The following is a 15,774-nucleotide window of genomic DNA, read 5'->3' on the forward strand; positions in this document are numbered from 1 at the left end:
TCTCGGGCTGCCTCGCCATGCTGCTGATTCCTGCCATTGATCTGAAAGACGGCCACTGCGTTCGCCTCAAACAAGGCGACATGGACCAATCGACCCTCTTCAGCGAAGACCCGGCCGCCATGGCGCGCAAGTGGGTCCAAGCCGGCGCGCGTCGGCTGCACCTGGTCGACCTCAACGGCGCCTTTGCCGGCAAGCCGCAGAACCATGCGGCGATCAAGGCGATCCTGCGCGAAGTCGGTGACGAGATCCCGGTGCAACTGGGCGGCGGCATCCGCGACCTCGACACCATCGAGCGCTACATTGACGACGGCCTGCGCTACGTGATCATCGGGACTGCCGCAGTCAAGAACCCCGGGTTTCTCAAGGACGCCTGCGTGGCCTTCGGCGGTCACATCATCGTCGGCCTGGACGCCAAGGACGGCAAGGTTGCCACCGATGGCTGGAGCAAGCTCACCGGCCACGAAGTCGCCGACCTCGGCAAGAAGTTCGAGGACTATGGCGTCGAGTCGATCATCTACACCGACATCGGCCGCGACGGCATGCTGTCGGGCATCAACATCGATGCCACGGTGAAGCTCGCGCAGGCGCTCACCATCCCTGTCATCGCCTCGGGGGGACTGTCGAACATGGCCGACATCGACCAGCTCTGCGCGGTCGAGTCCGAAGGCGTCGAGGGCGTTATCTGCGGCCGCGCCATCTATTCGGGCGACCTCGATTTCGCTGCAGCGCAGGCGCGCGCCGACGAACTGGCGATCGGCTGACCGGGTCCAGCGTACCCGCGCTGGCCGCCTGGCCCTCCAGGCCAGACCTAGAATCGGCCCATGCCCTCCTTCGAAACGATCGTCTTTCGCGGCCAGCCCGCCGTGCGCCTCGCACTGCCAGCGGGCGACACGTGCACCGTGGCGGTGCATGGCGCGCACGTGCTCTCCTGGACCACCGCTGATGGCGTCGAGCGCCTCTATCTGAGCCCTGAGGCGCTGTTTGACGGCCGCAGCGCCATCCGTGGCGGCGTGCCGATCTGCTGGCCGCAGTTCAACCAGCGCGGCTCCTTGCCCAAGCATGGCTTCGTCCGCAACGTGCCCTGGCGTGTGGCGCCTGCCGACGCGCAGTCGGTGACATCCGCTGCCGACCTCGTGTTCGTGCTGGAAGATGACGAAGCAACACGCGCGGTCTGGCCCGAGGCATTCCAAGCGCGCCTGACGGTGACGCTCGCGCCGGGCGTGCTGCGCTTGACGCTCGCGGTCACCAACACCGGCACCACGCCCTGGCATTTCACCGGCGCGCTGCACAGCTACCTGGCAGTGGATGACATTGCACAGGCGCAGCTCGAAGGCCTGCAAGGCGCGCAACGCTGGGACGCTGTGCGCGACGAGCGCCAGGTCGAAGCCGCACCCACCCTGCGTTTCGACACCGAATTCGACAGCGTGTACGCGGCCCCTGCCGCGCCCCTGCGCCTGCTGCAGCCGCGCGGCGCGATCGAGATCGCCCAAAGCGCCAGCTGCACCGAGACCGTGGTCTGGAACCCCGGCGCCGCGCTCAGCGCGAAGCTGGCGGACATGCCCGACGACGGTTACCGCCACATGCTGTGCGTCGAGGCCGCGCGCATCGACGAAGCCGTGCTGCTCGCGCCCGCTGCCCAATGGCAGGGCTGGCAGCAACTCACCGTTCTCTGATCTTCCAAAGACCCCATGCTCGCCAAACGCATCATTCCCTGCCTCGACGTGACCGGCGGCCGCGTCGTGAAGGGCGTCAACTTCCTCGAACTGCGCGATGCGGGCGATCCGGTGGAAATCGCCGCGCGCTACAACGCGCAGGGCGCGGATGAGCTGACCTTTCTCGACATCACGGCCACCAGCGATGGCCGCGACCTGATCCTGCCGATCATCGAGGCGGTCGCCTCCCAGGTGTTCATTCCGCTGACCGTGGGTGGCGGCGTGCGCACCGTGGCCGACGTGCGCCGGCTGCTCAACGCAGGTGCCGACAAGACCAGCTTCAATTCCGCGGCCATCGCGCGTCCCCAGGTGATCGACGAGGCGTCACAGAAGTACGGTGCACAGTGCATCGTCGTGGCCATCGATGCCAAGCGCCGCAGCCCCGAAGACGCCGCGAGCCGCGGTGCAGGCTGGGATGTCTACAGCCACGGAGGCCGCCAGAACACCGGCCTGGACGCGGTGCAGTGGGCCACCGAAATGGCACGCCGCGGCGCCGGCGAGATCCTGCTGACCAGCATGGACCGTGACGGCACCAAGAGCGGGTTCGACCTGGCCCTTACACGCGCCGTCAGCGACGCGGTCGGCGTGCCTGTGATTGCTTCGGGCGGCGTGGGCAGCCTGGACCACCTGGCCGACGGCATCCAGAACGGTGGAGCCGATGCCGTGCTGGCCGCGAGCATTTTTCACTATGGCGAATTCACCGTCGGGCAAGCCAAGGCGCAGATGGCTGCGCGCGGTATCCCTGTACGCCTGTGAAGCCTTTCGGGGTGGTGGCGACGGCTTTCTGCCCGACAATGCGGCCATGAACTGGCTCGACGAAGTGAAATGGGACGCGAACGGCCTGGTGCCGGTGATCGCGCAGGAAAACGGCAGCAACGACGTTCTGATGTTCGCCTGGATGAACCGCGAGGCGCTCGCGAAGACCGCCGAACTCGGCCGCGCGGTGTACTTCAGCCGTTCGCGCGCCAAGCTCTGGTTCAAGGGCGAGGAATCGGGCCACGTGCAGACCGTGCATGAGATTCGCCTGGACTGTGACAACGACGTGGTGCTGCTGAAGGTGACGCAGCGCGGCCACGAACCCGGCATTGCTTGCCACACCGGCCGTCACAGTTGTTTCTTCAGCAAGTATGAGAATGGTCGATGGACTGTCACAGAGCCAGTCTTGAAAGACCCGGAAACCATCTACAAATAATGGACACGATGACCACCGACGCGCTCGACCGACTGGCTGCCGTGATCGAAAGCCGCCTGCCTGCGCGCGGCGGCGATCCCGAGAAAAGCTACGTTGCGCGCCTGCTGCACAAGGGGCCGGACGCCTTCCTGAAGAAGATCGGCGAAGAGGCCACCGAGGTCGTGATGGCGGCCAAGGATGCCGACCACGGCGCTGATCCTCAAAAAATAGTGAACGAAGTCGCCGATCTGTGGTTCCACAGCATGGTGGCGCTGGCGCATTACGGTTTGTCGCCGCGGGCGGTGATCGAGGAGCTCGAGCGCCGCGAGGGCACCAGCGGCATCGAGGAAAAGGCCCTGCGCAAGGCGCAGGCCCGTGAAGCATCGAACGACTGATTTTTTGTCCAAAGAAACGCCATGCCCAATGACATCGTGAGCCGGCAACCCGACGAGTCCCTCAAGACCTGGGGCTGGGTGAGCTACATCCTGCACCTGATCGTTGCAGTCGGTGCCGTGCTGCCCGGCGCGCAGGCGTCGATCGTGCTGCTGCTGATCGCGCTGGTCATCGACCTGGTCAAGCGCAGCGATGCGGCGGGTACCTGGCAGGCCTCGCACTTCAGCTGGCGCATCCGTTCGGTGCTCTGGGCCGGGGTGCTGTACCTCCTCACGTCCTGGCTTTGGCTGCTGTTCCTGGTGCCGGGCTGGATTGCCTGGGGCCTGATTTCGCTGTGGTTTCTGTACCGCATCATCAAGGGCATGGTCGCGATGAACGCGGGCCAATCGATGGAGCCGAACCGTGTCGTCTGAGCCGAACTGCATCTTCTGCAAGATCATCGAAGGCAAGATTCCTTCGCGCAAGGTCTATGAGGACGACGACGTTTTCGCCTTTCATGACATCGCGCCGTGGGCGCCGGTGCATTTCATGATCGTGCCCAAGCGCCACATTGCCTCCATGGCCCAGCTGACGCCAGACGATGCGGCACTGATGGGCAAGATCATGACGCTCGCGCCCAAGCTGGCCGCCGAGCAGGGCTGCCGCCCCTATCCGGACGGTGGTTTCCGCGTGGTGGTGAACACCGGCGCCGAGGGCGGCCAGGAAGTGCACCATCTCCATGTACACGTCATGGGCGGTCCGCGCCCCTGGCTCAAGGGCTGACCCCGGCCCCGTCTAAAATTCAACACAATTCTTCAGGAGTAATCCATGGGTTCACTTTCCATCTGGCATTGGCTGATCGTTCTGCTGGTCGTCGTTATGATCTTCGGCACCAAGAAACTCAAGAACATGGGCTCCGACCTCGGCGGTGCCGTCAAGGGCTTCAAAGACGGCATGAAGGACGGTTCGGCCGACGCGCCTGCGGGCCCGAACGCCCAGGTCACGGGCAACCCGGCCGCCGAGAAGTCGACCATCGACGTCGAAGCGCGTCAGAAATCCTAAGCCTGCGCTTGTGATCGACCTTGGCATTTCCAAGATCGCGCTGATCGGCGCGGTCGCACTCATCGTCATCGGTCCCGAGAAGCTGCCGCGCGTTGCCCGCACGGTCGGAATGCTGCTTGGCAAGGCCCAGCGCTACGTCAACGACGTGAAGGCCGAAGTCAACCGGTCGATGGACCTGGACGAACTGCGCAAGATGAAGGACACGGTGCACGATGCCGCACGCGATGTCGAGCAAAGCATCCATTCCGGTGCGAGCGACTTCGAAAAGCAATTCTCCGAAAGCGGCCAGACGTTGTCGGCGCTCTCGGAGACCACCCCCGAGCCGGTTTTTCCTACCTATCGACATCCGCGCAAGAACTGGCGGCTCAAGCAGGGTGCCACGCCGCAGTGGTACAAGGCACGCAACGGCGTGCGCACCAAGGCCCTTTCGGGTGCCGCACGCGTCGCGCGTTTTCGCCCCCACAACCTCAAATAGCCGCAATGCCCGCTCTGGCCGCGTGCCTGCGCGCACGGCTTGAACCCACGCCTCCCGCTGCGACCCCACATGGCCGATTCCCCCGATAAAAACAAAGAAGACGAGCTGGCCGGTACCGAGCAGCCGTTCGTGCAGCACCTCATGGAGCTGCGCGACAGACTGCTTTACTGCTGCTACGGACTGGCCGTTGCTGCGGCGCTGCTGGCGTTCTGGCCCGGCCCGAGTGGTCTGATCGACATGATCGCGATGCCCATTCGCGCCCACATGCCGCACGACGCGAAGCTGATCGCGATCGGCGTGTTTTCCCCCTTCTTCGTGCCGCTCAAGGTGCTGGGCATGACGGCGGTGCTGTTGGCGCTGCCGTGGCTCATGTACCAGATCTGGATGTTCGTTTCGCCGGGCCTCTACAGCCACGAAAAGAAGTTTGCGCTGCCCCTGATTTTCTTCGGCAGCCTGCTGGCCTACTGCGGCATTGCCTTCGTGCAGTTCTTCGTGCTCGACAAGATGTTCGGCTTCATCCAGCGGTTCACCCCTGCATCAGTGGCGGCGACGCCGGACATTTCGTCCTATGTGGAGGCCATCCTGTCGCTCTACATCGCGTTCGGCTGCGCCTTCCAGGTGCCGATCGTCGTGATGCTGTTGGTGCGCTTTCAGATCGTGACGATCGAGAAGCTGCGCGACTTCCGCGGCTATTTCGTGGTGCTGTCCTTCGTCGTGGCCGCCGTGCTCACGCCGCCTGACGTGGTGTCGCAACTCGCGCTGGCCATTCCGATGTGCCTGCTCTACGAGATCGGCATCGTTGCCGCACGCTATTTCGTCAAGCACAGTGCGGCACCCGAAGAGCGTGCCCTGGATACCACGAACCGCTGACCGGGCTGCCCGCTCGCCGGCTACTCCGGCTCCCCTGGGTTGCGCCGCACAGGCGTCTTGGGGCGAAGGCCAGGAACCACGTTCAGTTCCATCCGGTCGCTGCCGCGCTGCAAGGCGAAGCGCGAATCCTGGCCTGGCTTCAAGCCGGCGACTGCGGTCAGCAGCTCCTGCACGTTGCCGATCTGCTGCTCGCCGACGGCCGTGATCACGTCGCCCGGGCGGATGCCGGCGCGCGCTGCGGGGCCGTTCTGAAGGACGCCGGTGATGATCACGCCCTTGTTCGCTTTCACGCCAAACGTTTCGGCCAGTTCGGGCGACAGGTCGTTCGGCTCGACGCCGATCCAGCCTCGCGTGACCTTGCCTTCGGTCACGATGTCGCTGAGGACCTGCTTGGCCATCGACACGGGAATCGCGAAGCCGATGCCCATGCTGCCGCCGGAACGGGAGTAGATGGCGGTGTTGATGCCTTCGAGGTTGCCGTTGACGTCGACCAGCGCACCGCCCGAATTGCCAGGATTGATTGCGGCGTCGGTCTGGATGAAGTTCTCGAACATGTTGATGCCCAGCTGGTTGCGGCCCAGCGCCGAGACGATGCCGCTGGTCACGGTCTGGCCGACGCCGAAGGGGTTGCCGATGGCCAGCACCTGATCGCCGACCTGCAGCGCGTCGGAGTTGCCCAGCACGATCACCGGCAGCTTGTCGAGCTCGATCTTGAGCACGGCCAGGTCGGTATCGGGGTCGGTGCCGATCACCTTGCCGCGCGCATGGCGGCCGTCGTTGAGCGTCACGTCGATCTCGTCGGCGCCGTCGACCACATGGTTGTTGGTCAGCACGTACCCGTCAGGGCTCACGATCACGCCGCTGCCCAGGCCGACCTGCGGCTGGTCGGCGCCCTGGTCACCGAAGAAGAAGCGAAACCAGGGGTCGTTGGCGCGCGGATTGCGCTGCGCCGCCTTGCTGGTGTTGATGCTCACCACGGCCGGCGAGGCCTTCTTGGCCGCCATCGACAGACTGCCCGGTGCGGTCGACGGCACGCCGGTGCCGGGGGCCTCCACCACGGAGACGATGCCGCCGAGCGTGCCGCGCCGGTTGAGCCATTCGGGCTTGAGCGTTGCGACGACAAAATAGGCCGCGAGCAGGACGGTCACGGCTTGGGCGAAGAGCAGCCAGGTGCGTTTCATGAAGAGGACGGGTAGGGCAGGAGCAGGAACAGGCGGGTGCCGCGGCGCGGCAGCCTCGAGGCGACATTGTCCCTCAGCGCGTCTGGCCATGAGGGGCGTGCTGCCACCGTGCGGCGGGGCTTGGGCCGGTGTATCAGGGAAATCCCTGGGAAACCCCTAAAATCGCCGGTCTTGAGGGCGGATTGCCTTCCAGTATCTGTGCTGGTGCGGCGCGCCCCATTCCTGCGCGCCGTCTGCTTCCTCCCGTATCTGCCGTCGGACTCGTTGCCCGAGCCGTCTTCTGCTCTCCGTTTGTTTGTGTTTCCATGACTGCAAAAGCATCGTCTGCCTCCGCGGCAGCGCCCGCCCGCACGCTCGGCACCCGTGACTACAAGACCCTGGCGCTGTCGGCCCTGGGCGGCACGCTCGAGTTCTACGACTTCGTGATCTACGTGTTCTTCGCGACCGTGCTGGGCGCGCTGTTCTTTCCTGCCGACATGCCCGACTGGCTGCGCCAGCTGCAGACCTTCGGCATCTTCGCCGCGGGCTATCTGGCACGCCCCGTGGGCGGGCTGATCATTGCGCATTTCGGCGACATCCTCGGGCGCAAGCGCATGTTCACGCTGTCGATCTTCCTGATGGCTGCCCCGACGCTGGTGATCGGCCTGTTGCCGACCTATTCGACGATCGGCATCGCGGCGCCGCTGCTCCTGCTGGCCATGCGCGTGCTCCAGGGCGCAGCCATCGGCGGCGAAATGCCGGGCGCGTGGGTCTTCGTGGCCGAACACGTGCCAGCGCGCCGTTACGGGTTCGCCGTCGGCACGCTGACCGCGGGCATCACGGGTGGCATCCTGCTGGGCTCGCTCGTCGCGGTGGCCATCAACACGCACTACACGCCGGCCGAAGTCAGCGGCTATGCCTGGCGCATTCCTTTCATCCTGGGCGGCGTGTTCGGGCTGGTGTCGGTCTACCTGCGACGGTTCCTTCATGAGACGCCGGTGTTCCAGGAGCTGGCCGAACGCCGCACCGTGGCCCGCGAACTGCCGCTCAAGACCGTGGTGCGCGACCATCGGGGCGCGAGCCTCTTCGTGGGCCTGCTGACCTGGGTGCTGTCCGCAGCGATCGTGGTGGTGGTCCTGTACACACCGACCTACCTGCAGAAGGTGCACCAGGTGCCGGCCGCCCTCGCACTCGAAGCCAATGCCTTCGCCACGCTGATGCTGACCATCGGCTGCGTGATCGTGGGATGGGCCTGCGACCGTCTCGGCACGCGCCTGGTCATGCTCGTCGGCTGGGCCGGCCTGTTCGGGGCCTCGTACCTGTTCTACACGAGCCTGCCGGGCACGCCAGCGTCGCTGGTCTGGCATTACGGACTGGTCGGCCTGTTCGTCGGGACCATCGCCACGGTGCCGATCGCGGGTGTGCGCGCTTTTCCGGCGCCGGTGCGCTTTTCGGGCCTGTCCTTCGCCTACAACATGTCCTATGCCATCTTCGGCGGCCTGACGCCGGTCATCCTGACCGTGTGGCTGCAGAAAGACCTGATGGCGCCTGCGCATTACGTCGCTGCCTTGTCCTTGCTCGGTTTCCTGCTTGCGTTGTTGCCCATGGCTTCGCGTGGCCACGCGATGCGGCCGGCGCCGGCCGGCCTCAAAATGCGGGGATGAGCACCACCCGCCACGAGCTTCTCCTCGCCTTCGATCTGCTGCTGGCGCCCGAGCGCTTCAAGGATTACGGGCCGAATGGCCTTCAGGTGGAAGGCCGCACCACCGTGCACAAGATCGTCTCGGGGGTGACCGCCAGTCGTGCGCTCATCGAGGCGGCCATCCGCGCCCGGGCCGACGCGATCTTCGTGCACCATGGCCTGTTCTGGCGTGGCCAGGATGGGCGCGTGACCGGCTGGATGCGCCAGCGCCTGGGCCTGTTGCTGGGCGACGACGTCAGCCTTTTCGCCTACCACCTGCCGCTCGATGCCCATCCGGAGCTGGGCAACAACGCCCAGTTGGGGCTCCAGTTGGGCCTGCTGGCAGAGCCGGGTGCCGCGGGCAGGTTCGGCGAGCAGCAACTGGGCTGCATCGGTGGACGCAGCGGCGGCGAGTCCTTCGCGGATGCCGACGCCCTGGCCGGCCACGTCGAAGGCGTGCTCGGCCGCCCGGTCACCCTGGTCGATGGTGCCCGACGACCGATACGACGCATTGCCTGGTGTACAGGCGGTGCACAGGGCTACTTCGAAGCGGCGATTGCCGCCGGTGCAGACGCCTTCCTCACGGGCGAAATCTCCGAGCCCCAAGCCCACTACGCCCGCGAAATGGGCGTGGCTTACCTGGCCTGCGGGCACCACGCGACCGAGCGCTATGGCGCGCCTGCAGTGGCCGGCCATGTGGCTGCCCAGCTTGGCCTGGTGCACGAGTTCATCGACATCGACAACCCGGCCTGAGGTCGGCCCACGGCATGCAAGCACTCCCTATGGCCATCACGCTGGGCGACCCAGCCGGCATCGGTCCGGAAATCATCGTCAAGGCATTCCGCGACGCCCCTGCGCTCACGCGGGGCTGCTTCGTGGCGGGTGATGTCGCCACGATCCGTTTTGCCAGCCAGCAGCTCGGCAGGGCGGGTCGACTCGCGTTGCCCGTGGCGGTCCTGGATGACGTGGCCGACGTGCATGCCGCGCCGCCGCAATGCATCCCGGTGCTGCAGGCGATCGTGCCGCCCGAAGGCGTCGTGGTGGGGGAGGTGGGTGCCAGCGCCGGGCGCGCAGCGGGCGAAGCCGTGGTCTGGGCCGCTCGGGCCGCGCTGGCCGGTGACATCGCCGCCATCGTGACGGCACCACTGCACAAGGCGTCACTGGCTGCAGCCGGCTTCGGCTTTCCGGGCCACACCGAGCTGCTGCAGGCGGAAGCTGCGGCGCATGGCGGCGTGCCGGTGGCTCAAATGCCGGTACGCATGATGCTGGCCAACGACGAATTGCGTACGGTGCTCGTGAGCATCCACATGTCCTTGCGCCAGGCGATCGAGGCAGTGACGTTCGACGGTGTGCTCGCGACGATCCGCATCGCGCACGGCGCGCTGCATGCCGCGCTGGGGCGGGCGCCGCGCATCGGCGTGGCAGGGCTGAACCCGCACGCAGGCGAAGGCGGCCTCTTCGGCACCGAGGAGCGAGACATCATTGCGCCGGCCGTTGCGGCCGCCCGCGGTGAGGGCATGGACGTGCACGGCCCCTATGCGCCCGACACCGTGTTCATGCGGGCGCGGACCACGCCGGCCAGACCGGGCGAGTTCGATGTGGTGATCGCGATGTACCACGACCAGGGGCTCATCCCGGTGAAGTACCTGGGTGTGGACAAGGGCGTCAACGTGACGCTCGGGTTGCCGCTGGTGCGCACGAGCCCCGATCACGGGACTGCATTCGACATCGCCGGGCGTGGCGTTGCAGACGCTTCGAGCCTGATCGAGGCGATCTGCATGGCGCGTGCGCTCGCGCCGCGCGCGCTCAGGAGCGCTTGAGGCTGTCGCGGATCTCGCGCAGCAGCACGATGTCCTCGGCCGGGGCTGCAGGCGCCGCGGGCGCGGCTTCTTCCTTGCGACGCAGTCGGTTGATCTGCTTGACCATCACGAAAATCACGAAGGCAAGGATCACGAAATTCACCGCGATCGTGATGAAGTTGCCATAGGCCAGCACAGGCACGCCGGCCTTCTTCAGGTCGGCCAGGTTGGGGGCCACGCCGGACGGCACGCTGCCCAGCACCAGGAACAGGTTGGAGAAGTCCAGCTTGCCGAACACCAGCCCTACCAAAGGCATGATGATGTCGCCCACCAGGGAATCGACGATCTTGCCGAACGCGCCGCCGATGATCACGCCCACTGCCAGGTCAATGACGTTGCCCTTGACCGCGAATTCGCGGAATTCCTTGATGACGCTCATGTAAAACCCCCTGCATTGACGTTGTTGGACCGGCGGCAGTATAGGACCTGCAGAATCGGGACTTCCGTGCTGTAGCACAGGTGTCTTCCCGCGTTGAAGCGTCTTGTATCGCTCCGGTACAATCCCCTGTTGACCGAAGACCCCAACGAGAAGATTGAGGACACCCATGAGTGAGACCCCCGTCGGAGCCCCCCGAATCGACAGCAGCAAGCGCACATGGCTGATCGCCTCCGGCTGCGCCGGTGCGGTGGGTGGCGTGGCAACTGCCATTCCCTTCGTCAGCACCTTCCAGCCTTCGGAAAAGGCCAAGGCGGCAGGGGCGCCGGTCGAAGTCGATATCGCCTCGCTCAAGGTCGGTGAGAAGATCACGGTCGAGTGGCGTGGCAAGCCGGTCTGGATCCTGCGGCGCTCGCCCGAGCAGGTCGCCTTGCTGCCCAAGCATGACGCACAGCTTGCCGACCCGCAGTCCAAGCGCCATCCTGACGAATTCACGCCCGTCTACGCGCAGAACGAGGGGCGTTCGATCAAGCCCGAGGTGCTGGTCGTCGTAGGCATCTGCACCCACCTGGGCTGCTCGCCGGTCGACCGGCTCCAGTCGGGCCCGCAGCCGTCGCTGCCGGCCGACTGGGAGGGCGGCTTCCTCTGCCCGTGCCACGGCTCCACTTTCGACCTGGCGGGCCGCGTGTACAAGAACAAGCCGGCACCGGACAACCTCCCTGTCCCGCCGCACATGTACCTGTCGGACACGCGCCTGCTCATCGGCGAAGACAAGAAAGCTTGAGGCAGACGACCATGGCCGAATTCAAGGAAATCTCGCCGAACGCGCCTGCGGGCGACAAGCTGCTCAACTGGGTCGACAACCGATTCCCGCTGACCAAGCTCTGGAACGATCAATGGGGCAAGTACTACGCCCCAAAGAATTTCAACTTCTGGTACATCTTCGGTTCGCTGGCCATGCTGGTTCTCGTGATCCAGATCGTGACCGGCATCTTTCTCGTGATGCACTACAAGCCGGACGCCGCGCAGGCCTTCGCGTCGGTCGAGTACATCATGCGCGACGTGCCCTGGGGCTGGCTCATCCGCTACATCCACTCGACGGGGGCTTCGGCGTTCTTCATCGTGGTGTACCTGCACATGTTCCGCGGTCTCATGTACGGCAGCTACCGCAAGCCGCGCGAGCTGATCTGGGTGTTCGGCTGCGCGATCTTCCTGTGCCTGATGGCCGAGGCGTTCATGGGCTACCTGCTGCCATGGGGCCAGATGTCCTACTGGGGCGCCCAGGTCATCGTGAACCTGTTCGCAGCCATTCCATTCATCGGTCCTGACTTGGCGCTGCTGATTCGCGGCGACTACGTGGTGAGCGACGCCACGCTGAATCGCTTCTTCAGCTTCCACGTGATTGCCGTGCCGCTCGTGCTGCTGGGCCTCGTGGTGGCCCACCTGATCGCACTGCACGAAGTGGGCTCCAACAATCCGGACGGTATCGAGATCAAGGCGAATCGCGGCCCGGACGGCCATCCGCTCGACGGCATTCCCTCGCATCCGTACTACACGGTGCATGACATCTTCGGCGTGGTGGTGTTCCTCACGATCTTCTCTGCCGTGATCTTCTTCGCGCCGGAGGCAGGTGGCTATTTCCTGGAGTACAACAACTTCATCCCGGCCGATTCTCTCAAGACACCCAATCACATCGCGCCGGTCTGGTACTTCACGCCCTTCTATTCGATGCTGCGTGCGACCACCGATGACATGGTGAACGTGTTCGCGCTGATCATCGCTGGCGCTGCCATCCTCAACTTCGTCAAGGGCAAGTCGGCGACGTTCCTGAAGGTGGCCGTGGTGGTCGTTGCGGCCATCGCCATCTTGCTGCTCAAGTCCTTCGATGCCAAGTTCTGGGGCGTGGTGGTGATGGGTGGCTCGGTCATCATCCTGTTCTTCCTGCCCTGGCTCGACCACAGCCCGGTGCGGTCGATCCGCTATCGGCCGAGCTGGCACAAGTACGTGTATGGCGTGTTCGTCTTCTTCTTCCTCATCCTCGGTTACCTGGGCATCCAGCCGCCGGGCGTGTGGGGCAATCTGGTCATCGGGTCGTTCGCGCTGGACATTGCCCAGACGGTCTCGCAGATCGGCACGCTGCTGTACTTCGGCTTCTTCCTTCTGATGCCGTGGTGGAGCCAACTGGGCGAGCCCAAGCCTGTGCCCGACCGCGTGGTCTTCGCCGGCCACTGATCGGGAGACGACAAGAATGAAAAAACTCATCCTCACGCTGATCGCTTCGTTGGGTCTGCTGGCGGGCGCCCATGCAGCCGAAGGCGGTATCGCCTGGGACAAGGCGCCCAACAAGACCAACGACGTGGCGGCCTTGCAAAACGGCGCCAAGCTGTTCGTCAACTACTGCCTGGGCTGTCATTCGGCGGCCTTCATGCGCTACAACCGCCTGCAGGACATTGGCATCACCGAGCAGCAGATCAAGGACAACCTGCTTTTCACGACCGACAAGGTCGGGGAGACCATGAAGGCCAACATCGATGCGCGCCAGGCCAAGGACTGGTTCGGCGCGACGCCGCCCGACCTGACGCTGGTCGCACGCTCGCGCGCCGGACATGGTGGCACGGGCGCTGACTACCTCTACACCTACCTGCGCACCTACTACCGCGACGAGACCAAGGCCACCGGCTGGAACAATTTGGCTTTTCCCAGTGTGGCCATGCCGCATGCGCTCTGGGAACTGCAAGGCGAACGCCGTCCCGTCTACACCAAGGTCGAACAACACGGCCATGAAGTGGACGTGTTCAAGGGTTGGGAACAGGTCACGCCGGGTACCATGACGCCACTCCAGTACGATCAGGCCGTCGGCGACCTGGTCGGTTATCTGGAATGGATGGCCGAACCTGCCCAAAACACCCGTGTGCGCATCGGGGTGTGGGTGCTGCTGTTCCTTTCGATGGCGGTGGTCTTCGTTTGGCGGCTGAACGCGGCGTTCTGGAAAGACGTCAAGTAGCCGGTCCGATGCCGATCGGCACACCCTGTGTGCCTGGTCCCTCAGAGTGGGTTGCCAACGCGACCCACTCTTTTTGATTTTTAGGAGTCTCTCGCCATGATGGTTCTGTATTCAGGTACGACCTGCCCTTTTTCCCACCGCTGCCGCTTCGTTCTGTTTGAAAAGGGCATGGACTTCGAGATTCGCGATGTGGATCTCTACAACAAGCCCGAAGACATCAGCGTGATGAATCCGTACGGACAGGTGCCGATCCTGGTCGAGCGCGACCTGATCCTGTACGAGTCGAATATCATCAACGAGTACATCGACGAGCGCTTTCCGCACCCCCAACTGATGCCCGGCGACCCGGTCGACCGTGCGCGCGTGCGCCTGTTCCTGCTCAACTTCGAGAAGGAACTGTTCGTGCACGTTTCGGCGCTGGAGAACCGCACGGCCAAGGGCAACGACAAAGCACTGGAAAAGGCCCGTGCGCACATCCGCGATCGCCTCACGCAGCTCGCTCCCGTGTTCTTGAAGAACAAGTACATGCTGGGCGACAACTTCTCGATGCTCGATGTGGCCATCGCGCCGCTGCTCTGGCGCCTGGACTATTACGGCATTGACCTCAGCAAGAATGCCGCACCGCTGCTCAAGTACGCCGAGCGCATCTTCTCCCGCCCGGCCTACATCGAGGCGCTGACGCCGTCCGAAAAGGTCATGCGCAAATAAAATGGGTTCATTCCCAGGCTGCGCACAGTTCGCGTCGCTTCGCCTATTGCTTTCAATTTCATGATCAACGCGCTCGAATCATCTTCGACCCGCCCGTACCTCATTCGGGCGCTGTATGAATGGTGCACTGACAATGGGTTCACGCCCTATGTCGCTGTGCAGGTCGACGAAACCGTCCTGGTCCCGCGCGAGTACGTGAAGAATGGCGAGATCGTGCTGAACATCAGCTTCGATGCGACCAGTTCGCTCAAGCTGGGCAACGACTTCATCGAGTTCAAGGCCCGTTTTGCGGGCACTGCACGCGAGATCCAGGTGCCGATCGGACGTGTGATCGCCATTTACGCGCGCGAAAACGGGCAGGGCATGGCCTTTCCGGCGCCGCCGCCTGCAGTCTCCGCATCGGGTGATGGCGAGCCGTCGTCGCCCGTTGCGGCAAGTGGGCCGGCGCGCATGCCGCTGCGCGACGCATCCCGTGGAAACGAAGGCGATGCGGCCAAGGTCGTTCATCTGGTCGCCGATGAGGCGACCGACGGCGCGGGCGAGGCCAAGCCGGACGGCGACGAGCCCCCACGCCCTCCGGCAGGTGGGGCCAGGCCGTCGCTCAAGCGCATCAAGTGACACATCGGGTGCGGCTAGAATGCGCACCCACGCCGCTTTAGCTCAGTTGGTAGAGCAACCGCCTTGTAAGCGGTAGGTCGTCAGTTCGATTCCGACAAGCGGCACCATCTTTCATGTCCCGGCGTGGCCGCGGACAGCTCTCAACCCCTTGGTGTACCGCCCAGGGGTTTTTTTGTTGCCTGATGGATGCCGTTGCTGGCGGGCGGCCTTTCTGCGCGAACGTGTGCGTAAACGCACTTTCAGGGCCGTGGTGCGTTTCTAGACTTGCGTCATTCCCACTCTCCTTGAAGGAAATGACCATGAAGAAGTTCACCATCGTTGCTGGCACCGTGGCCTGCGTTCTGTTCGCGGGTTCCGCCTTTGCTGCCGGCGAGGGCGATCAGGCCCCGGAAAAGCAGACCCCGTTCGTGGGCGCCCTGCAGCGCGCCGACGTGCAGGCCCAATTGCTCGCAGCCCAGCGCGGCGGCCAACTGCTGCGTGCCGGCGAGGCCATTGACGGCTCCTACGGTGTGGCCACGCTGCCTGTCGACCGTGCGCGCAACGACGTGCGCGCCGAAGCAGTTGCCACTGCCCATGCACCCAACCAGAACCTCGACCGCAAGGCCTTCGTGAACAGTGTCGTGCCGATGGCCTACACCCAGGGCTCACTCGCCACGTCGCGCCAGGCTTCTGCCGACAATGGCGTCTTGGCGAAATAAGGCGCAAA

The 15,774-nt window shown here is 64.6% G+C and carries 21 protein-coding genes and 1 tRNA gene; 20 read left to right on the top strand and 2 right to left on the bottom strand.

Annotation, left to right across the window (positions count from 1 at the left end; translation table 11 throughout):
- The first annotated feature begins 17 nt into the window (after nucleotides 1–17).
- The 10 genes from hisA (at nucleotide 18) to tatC (ending at nucleotide 5,662) form a co-directional block, all read left to right on the top strand.
- Complete coding sequence (hisA, locus tag J2W36_RS03925) at nucleotides 18–761, top strand: 1-(5-phosphoribosyl)-5-[(5-phosphoribosylamino)methylideneamino]imidazole-4-carboxamide isomerase (protein WP_307688354.1); 744 nt, start codon at nucleotides 18–20, stop codon at nucleotides 759–761.
- A gap of 60 nt (nucleotides 762–821) precedes the next feature.
- Complete coding sequence (locus J2W36_RS03930; protein ID WP_307688355.1) at nucleotides 822–1,673, top strand: D-hexose-6-phosphate mutarotase; 852 nt, start codon at nucleotides 822–824, stop codon at nucleotides 1,671–1,673.
- Between the two features lie 15 nt (nucleotides 1,674–1,688).
- On the top strand, nucleotides 1,689–2,468 hold the full coding sequence (gene hisF, locus J2W36_RS03935; protein WP_307688356.1) for an imidazole glycerol phosphate synthase subunit HisF: 780 nt from the start codon (nucleotides 1,689–1,691) through the stop codon (nucleotides 2,466–2,468).
- A 46-nt stretch (nucleotides 2,469–2,514) separates the two neighbouring features.
- Nucleotides 2,515–2,904, top strand: a complete 390-nt coding sequence (gene hisI / locus J2W36_RS03940) for a phosphoribosyl-AMP cyclohydrolase (protein ID WP_307688357.1) — start codon at nucleotides 2,515–2,517, stop codon at nucleotides 2,902–2,904.
- Entirely contained in the window at nucleotides 2,904–3,278 is a 375-nt protein-coding gene (locus J2W36_RS03945) for a phosphoribosyl-ATP diphosphatase (protein WP_307688358.1), read from the top strand. The genes hisI and J2W36_RS03945 overlap by 1 nt, the downstream gene beginning before the upstream one ends.
- Before the next feature lie 21 nt (nucleotides 3,279–3,299).
- Nucleotides 3,300–3,689, top strand: coding sequence for a DUF4870 family protein (locus J2W36_RS03950; RefSeq protein ID WP_307688359.1), 390 nt, complete (start codon nucleotides 3,300–3,302; stop codon nucleotides 3,687–3,689).
- Nucleotides 3,679–4,038, top strand: coding sequence for a histidine triad nucleotide-binding protein (locus J2W36_RS03955; protein ID WP_307688360.1), 360 nt, complete (start codon nucleotides 3,679–3,681; stop codon nucleotides 4,036–4,038). The genes J2W36_RS03950 and J2W36_RS03955 overlap by 11 nt, the downstream gene beginning before the upstream one ends.
- Nucleotides 4,039–4,083: 45 nt before the next feature.
- Nucleotides 4,084–4,317: a Sec-independent protein translocase subunit TatA gene (gene tatA, locus J2W36_RS03960; protein ID WP_307688361.1), complete on the top strand. Its 234-nt coding sequence runs from the start codon at nucleotides 4,084–4,086 to the stop codon at nucleotides 4,315–4,317.
- Nucleotides 4,318–4,327: 10 nt separating this feature from the next.
- The gene (gene tatB, locus J2W36_RS03965) at nucleotides 4,328–4,792 is read left to right on the top strand and encodes a Sec-independent protein translocase protein TatB (RefSeq protein WP_307688363.1); all 465 of its coding nucleotides are present in this window, start codon (nucleotides 4,328–4,330) and stop codon (nucleotides 4,790–4,792) included.
- Nucleotides 4,793–4,861: 69 nt separating this feature from the next.
- Nucleotides 4,862–5,662 (top strand): twin-arginine translocase subunit TatC, encoded by an 801-nt coding sequence (tatC, locus tag J2W36_RS03970; RefSeq protein WP_307688364.1) that lies wholly within the window; start codon nucleotides 4,862–4,864, stop codon nucleotides 5,660–5,662.
- A 20-nt stretch (nucleotides 5,663–5,682) separates the two neighbouring features.
- Here tatC and J2W36_RS03975 read toward each other — a convergent pair whose 3' ends face one another.
- Complete coding sequence (locus J2W36_RS03975) at nucleotides 5,683–6,843, bottom strand: trypsin-like peptidase domain-containing protein (protein WP_307688365.1); 1,161 nt, start codon at nucleotides 6,841–6,843, stop codon at nucleotides 5,683–5,685.
- Between the two features lie 305 nt (nucleotides 6,844–7,148).
- Here J2W36_RS03975 and J2W36_RS03980 point away from each other — a divergent pair, with 305 nt between their 5' ends.
- The 3 genes from J2W36_RS03980 to pdxA are packed head-to-tail and all read left to right on the top strand — an operon-like array spanning nucleotide 7,149 to nucleotide 10,323.
- A complete protein-coding gene (locus tag J2W36_RS03980; protein ID WP_307688366.1) occupies nucleotides 7,149–8,486 on the top strand; it encodes an MFS transporter in 1,338 nt (445 codons plus the stop codon).
- Entirely contained in the window at nucleotides 8,483–9,256 is a 774-nt protein-coding gene (locus J2W36_RS03985; RefSeq protein WP_307688367.1) for a Nif3-like dinuclear metal center hexameric protein, read from the top strand. The genes J2W36_RS03980 and J2W36_RS03985 overlap by 4 nt, the downstream gene beginning before the upstream one ends.
- 14 nt (nucleotides 9,257–9,270) lie before the next feature.
- Nucleotides 9,271–10,323, top strand: coding sequence for a 4-hydroxythreonine-4-phosphate dehydrogenase PdxA (gene pdxA / locus J2W36_RS03990; RefSeq protein WP_307688368.1), 1,053 nt, complete (start codon nucleotides 9,271–9,273; stop codon nucleotides 10,321–10,323).
- Here pdxA and mscL read toward each other — a convergent pair.
- Nucleotides 10,310–10,741 (bottom strand): large conductance mechanosensitive channel protein MscL, encoded by a 432-nt coding sequence (gene mscL / locus J2W36_RS03995; protein ID WP_307688369.1) that lies wholly within the window; start codon nucleotides 10,739–10,741, stop codon nucleotides 10,310–10,312. The genes pdxA and mscL overlap by 14 nt on opposite strands.
- A gap of 166 nt (nucleotides 10,742–10,907) precedes the next feature.
- Between mscL and petA the strand changes: the two genes are divergently transcribed.
- From petA to J2W36_RS04030, 7 genes are all read left to right on the top strand, one after another.
- Complete coding sequence (gene petA, locus J2W36_RS04000) at nucleotides 10,908–11,522, top strand: ubiquinol-cytochrome c reductase iron-sulfur subunit (protein WP_307688370.1); 615 nt, start codon at nucleotides 10,908–10,910, stop codon at nucleotides 11,520–11,522.
- Nucleotides 11,523–11,533: 11 nt separating this feature from the next.
- On the top strand, nucleotides 11,534–12,970 hold the full coding sequence (locus J2W36_RS04005) for a cytochrome b (RefSeq protein ID WP_307688438.1): 1,437 nt from the start codon (nucleotides 11,534–11,536) through the stop codon (nucleotides 12,968–12,970).
- 16 nt (nucleotides 12,971–12,986) lie between these two features.
- The gene (locus tag J2W36_RS04010) at nucleotides 12,987–13,742 is read left to right on the top strand and encodes a cytochrome c1 (protein ID WP_307688371.1); all 756 of its coding nucleotides are present in this window, start codon (nucleotides 12,987–12,989) and stop codon (nucleotides 13,740–13,742) included.
- A 96-nt stretch (nucleotides 13,743–13,838) separates the two neighbouring features.
- Nucleotides 13,839–14,450 (top strand): glutathione S-transferase N-terminal domain-containing protein, encoded by a 612-nt coding sequence (locus tag J2W36_RS04015; protein ID WP_307688372.1) that lies wholly within the window; start codon nucleotides 13,839–13,841, stop codon nucleotides 14,448–14,450.
- 60 nt (nucleotides 14,451–14,510) lie between these two features.
- The gene (locus tag J2W36_RS04020; RefSeq protein WP_307688373.1) at nucleotides 14,511–15,068 is read left to right on the top strand and encodes a ClpXP protease specificity-enhancing factor; all 558 of its coding nucleotides are present in this window, start codon (nucleotides 14,511–14,513) and stop codon (nucleotides 15,066–15,068) included.
- 31 nt (nucleotides 15,069–15,099) lie between these two features.
- Nucleotides 15,100–15,175, top strand: a tRNA-Thr gene (locus J2W36_RS04025).
- 192 nt (nucleotides 15,176–15,367) lie between these two features.
- Entirely contained in the window at nucleotides 15,368–15,766 is a 399-nt protein-coding gene (locus tag J2W36_RS04030; RefSeq protein WP_307688374.1) for an alpha/beta hydrolase, read from the top strand.
- Nucleotides 15,767–15,774 lie beyond the last annotated feature (8 nt).

This window comes from Variovorax ginsengisoli, assembly GCF_030811835.1.
GTDB lineage: Bacteria > Pseudomonadota > Gammaproteobacteria > Burkholderiales > Burkholderiaceae_C > Variovorax > Variovorax ginsengisoli_C.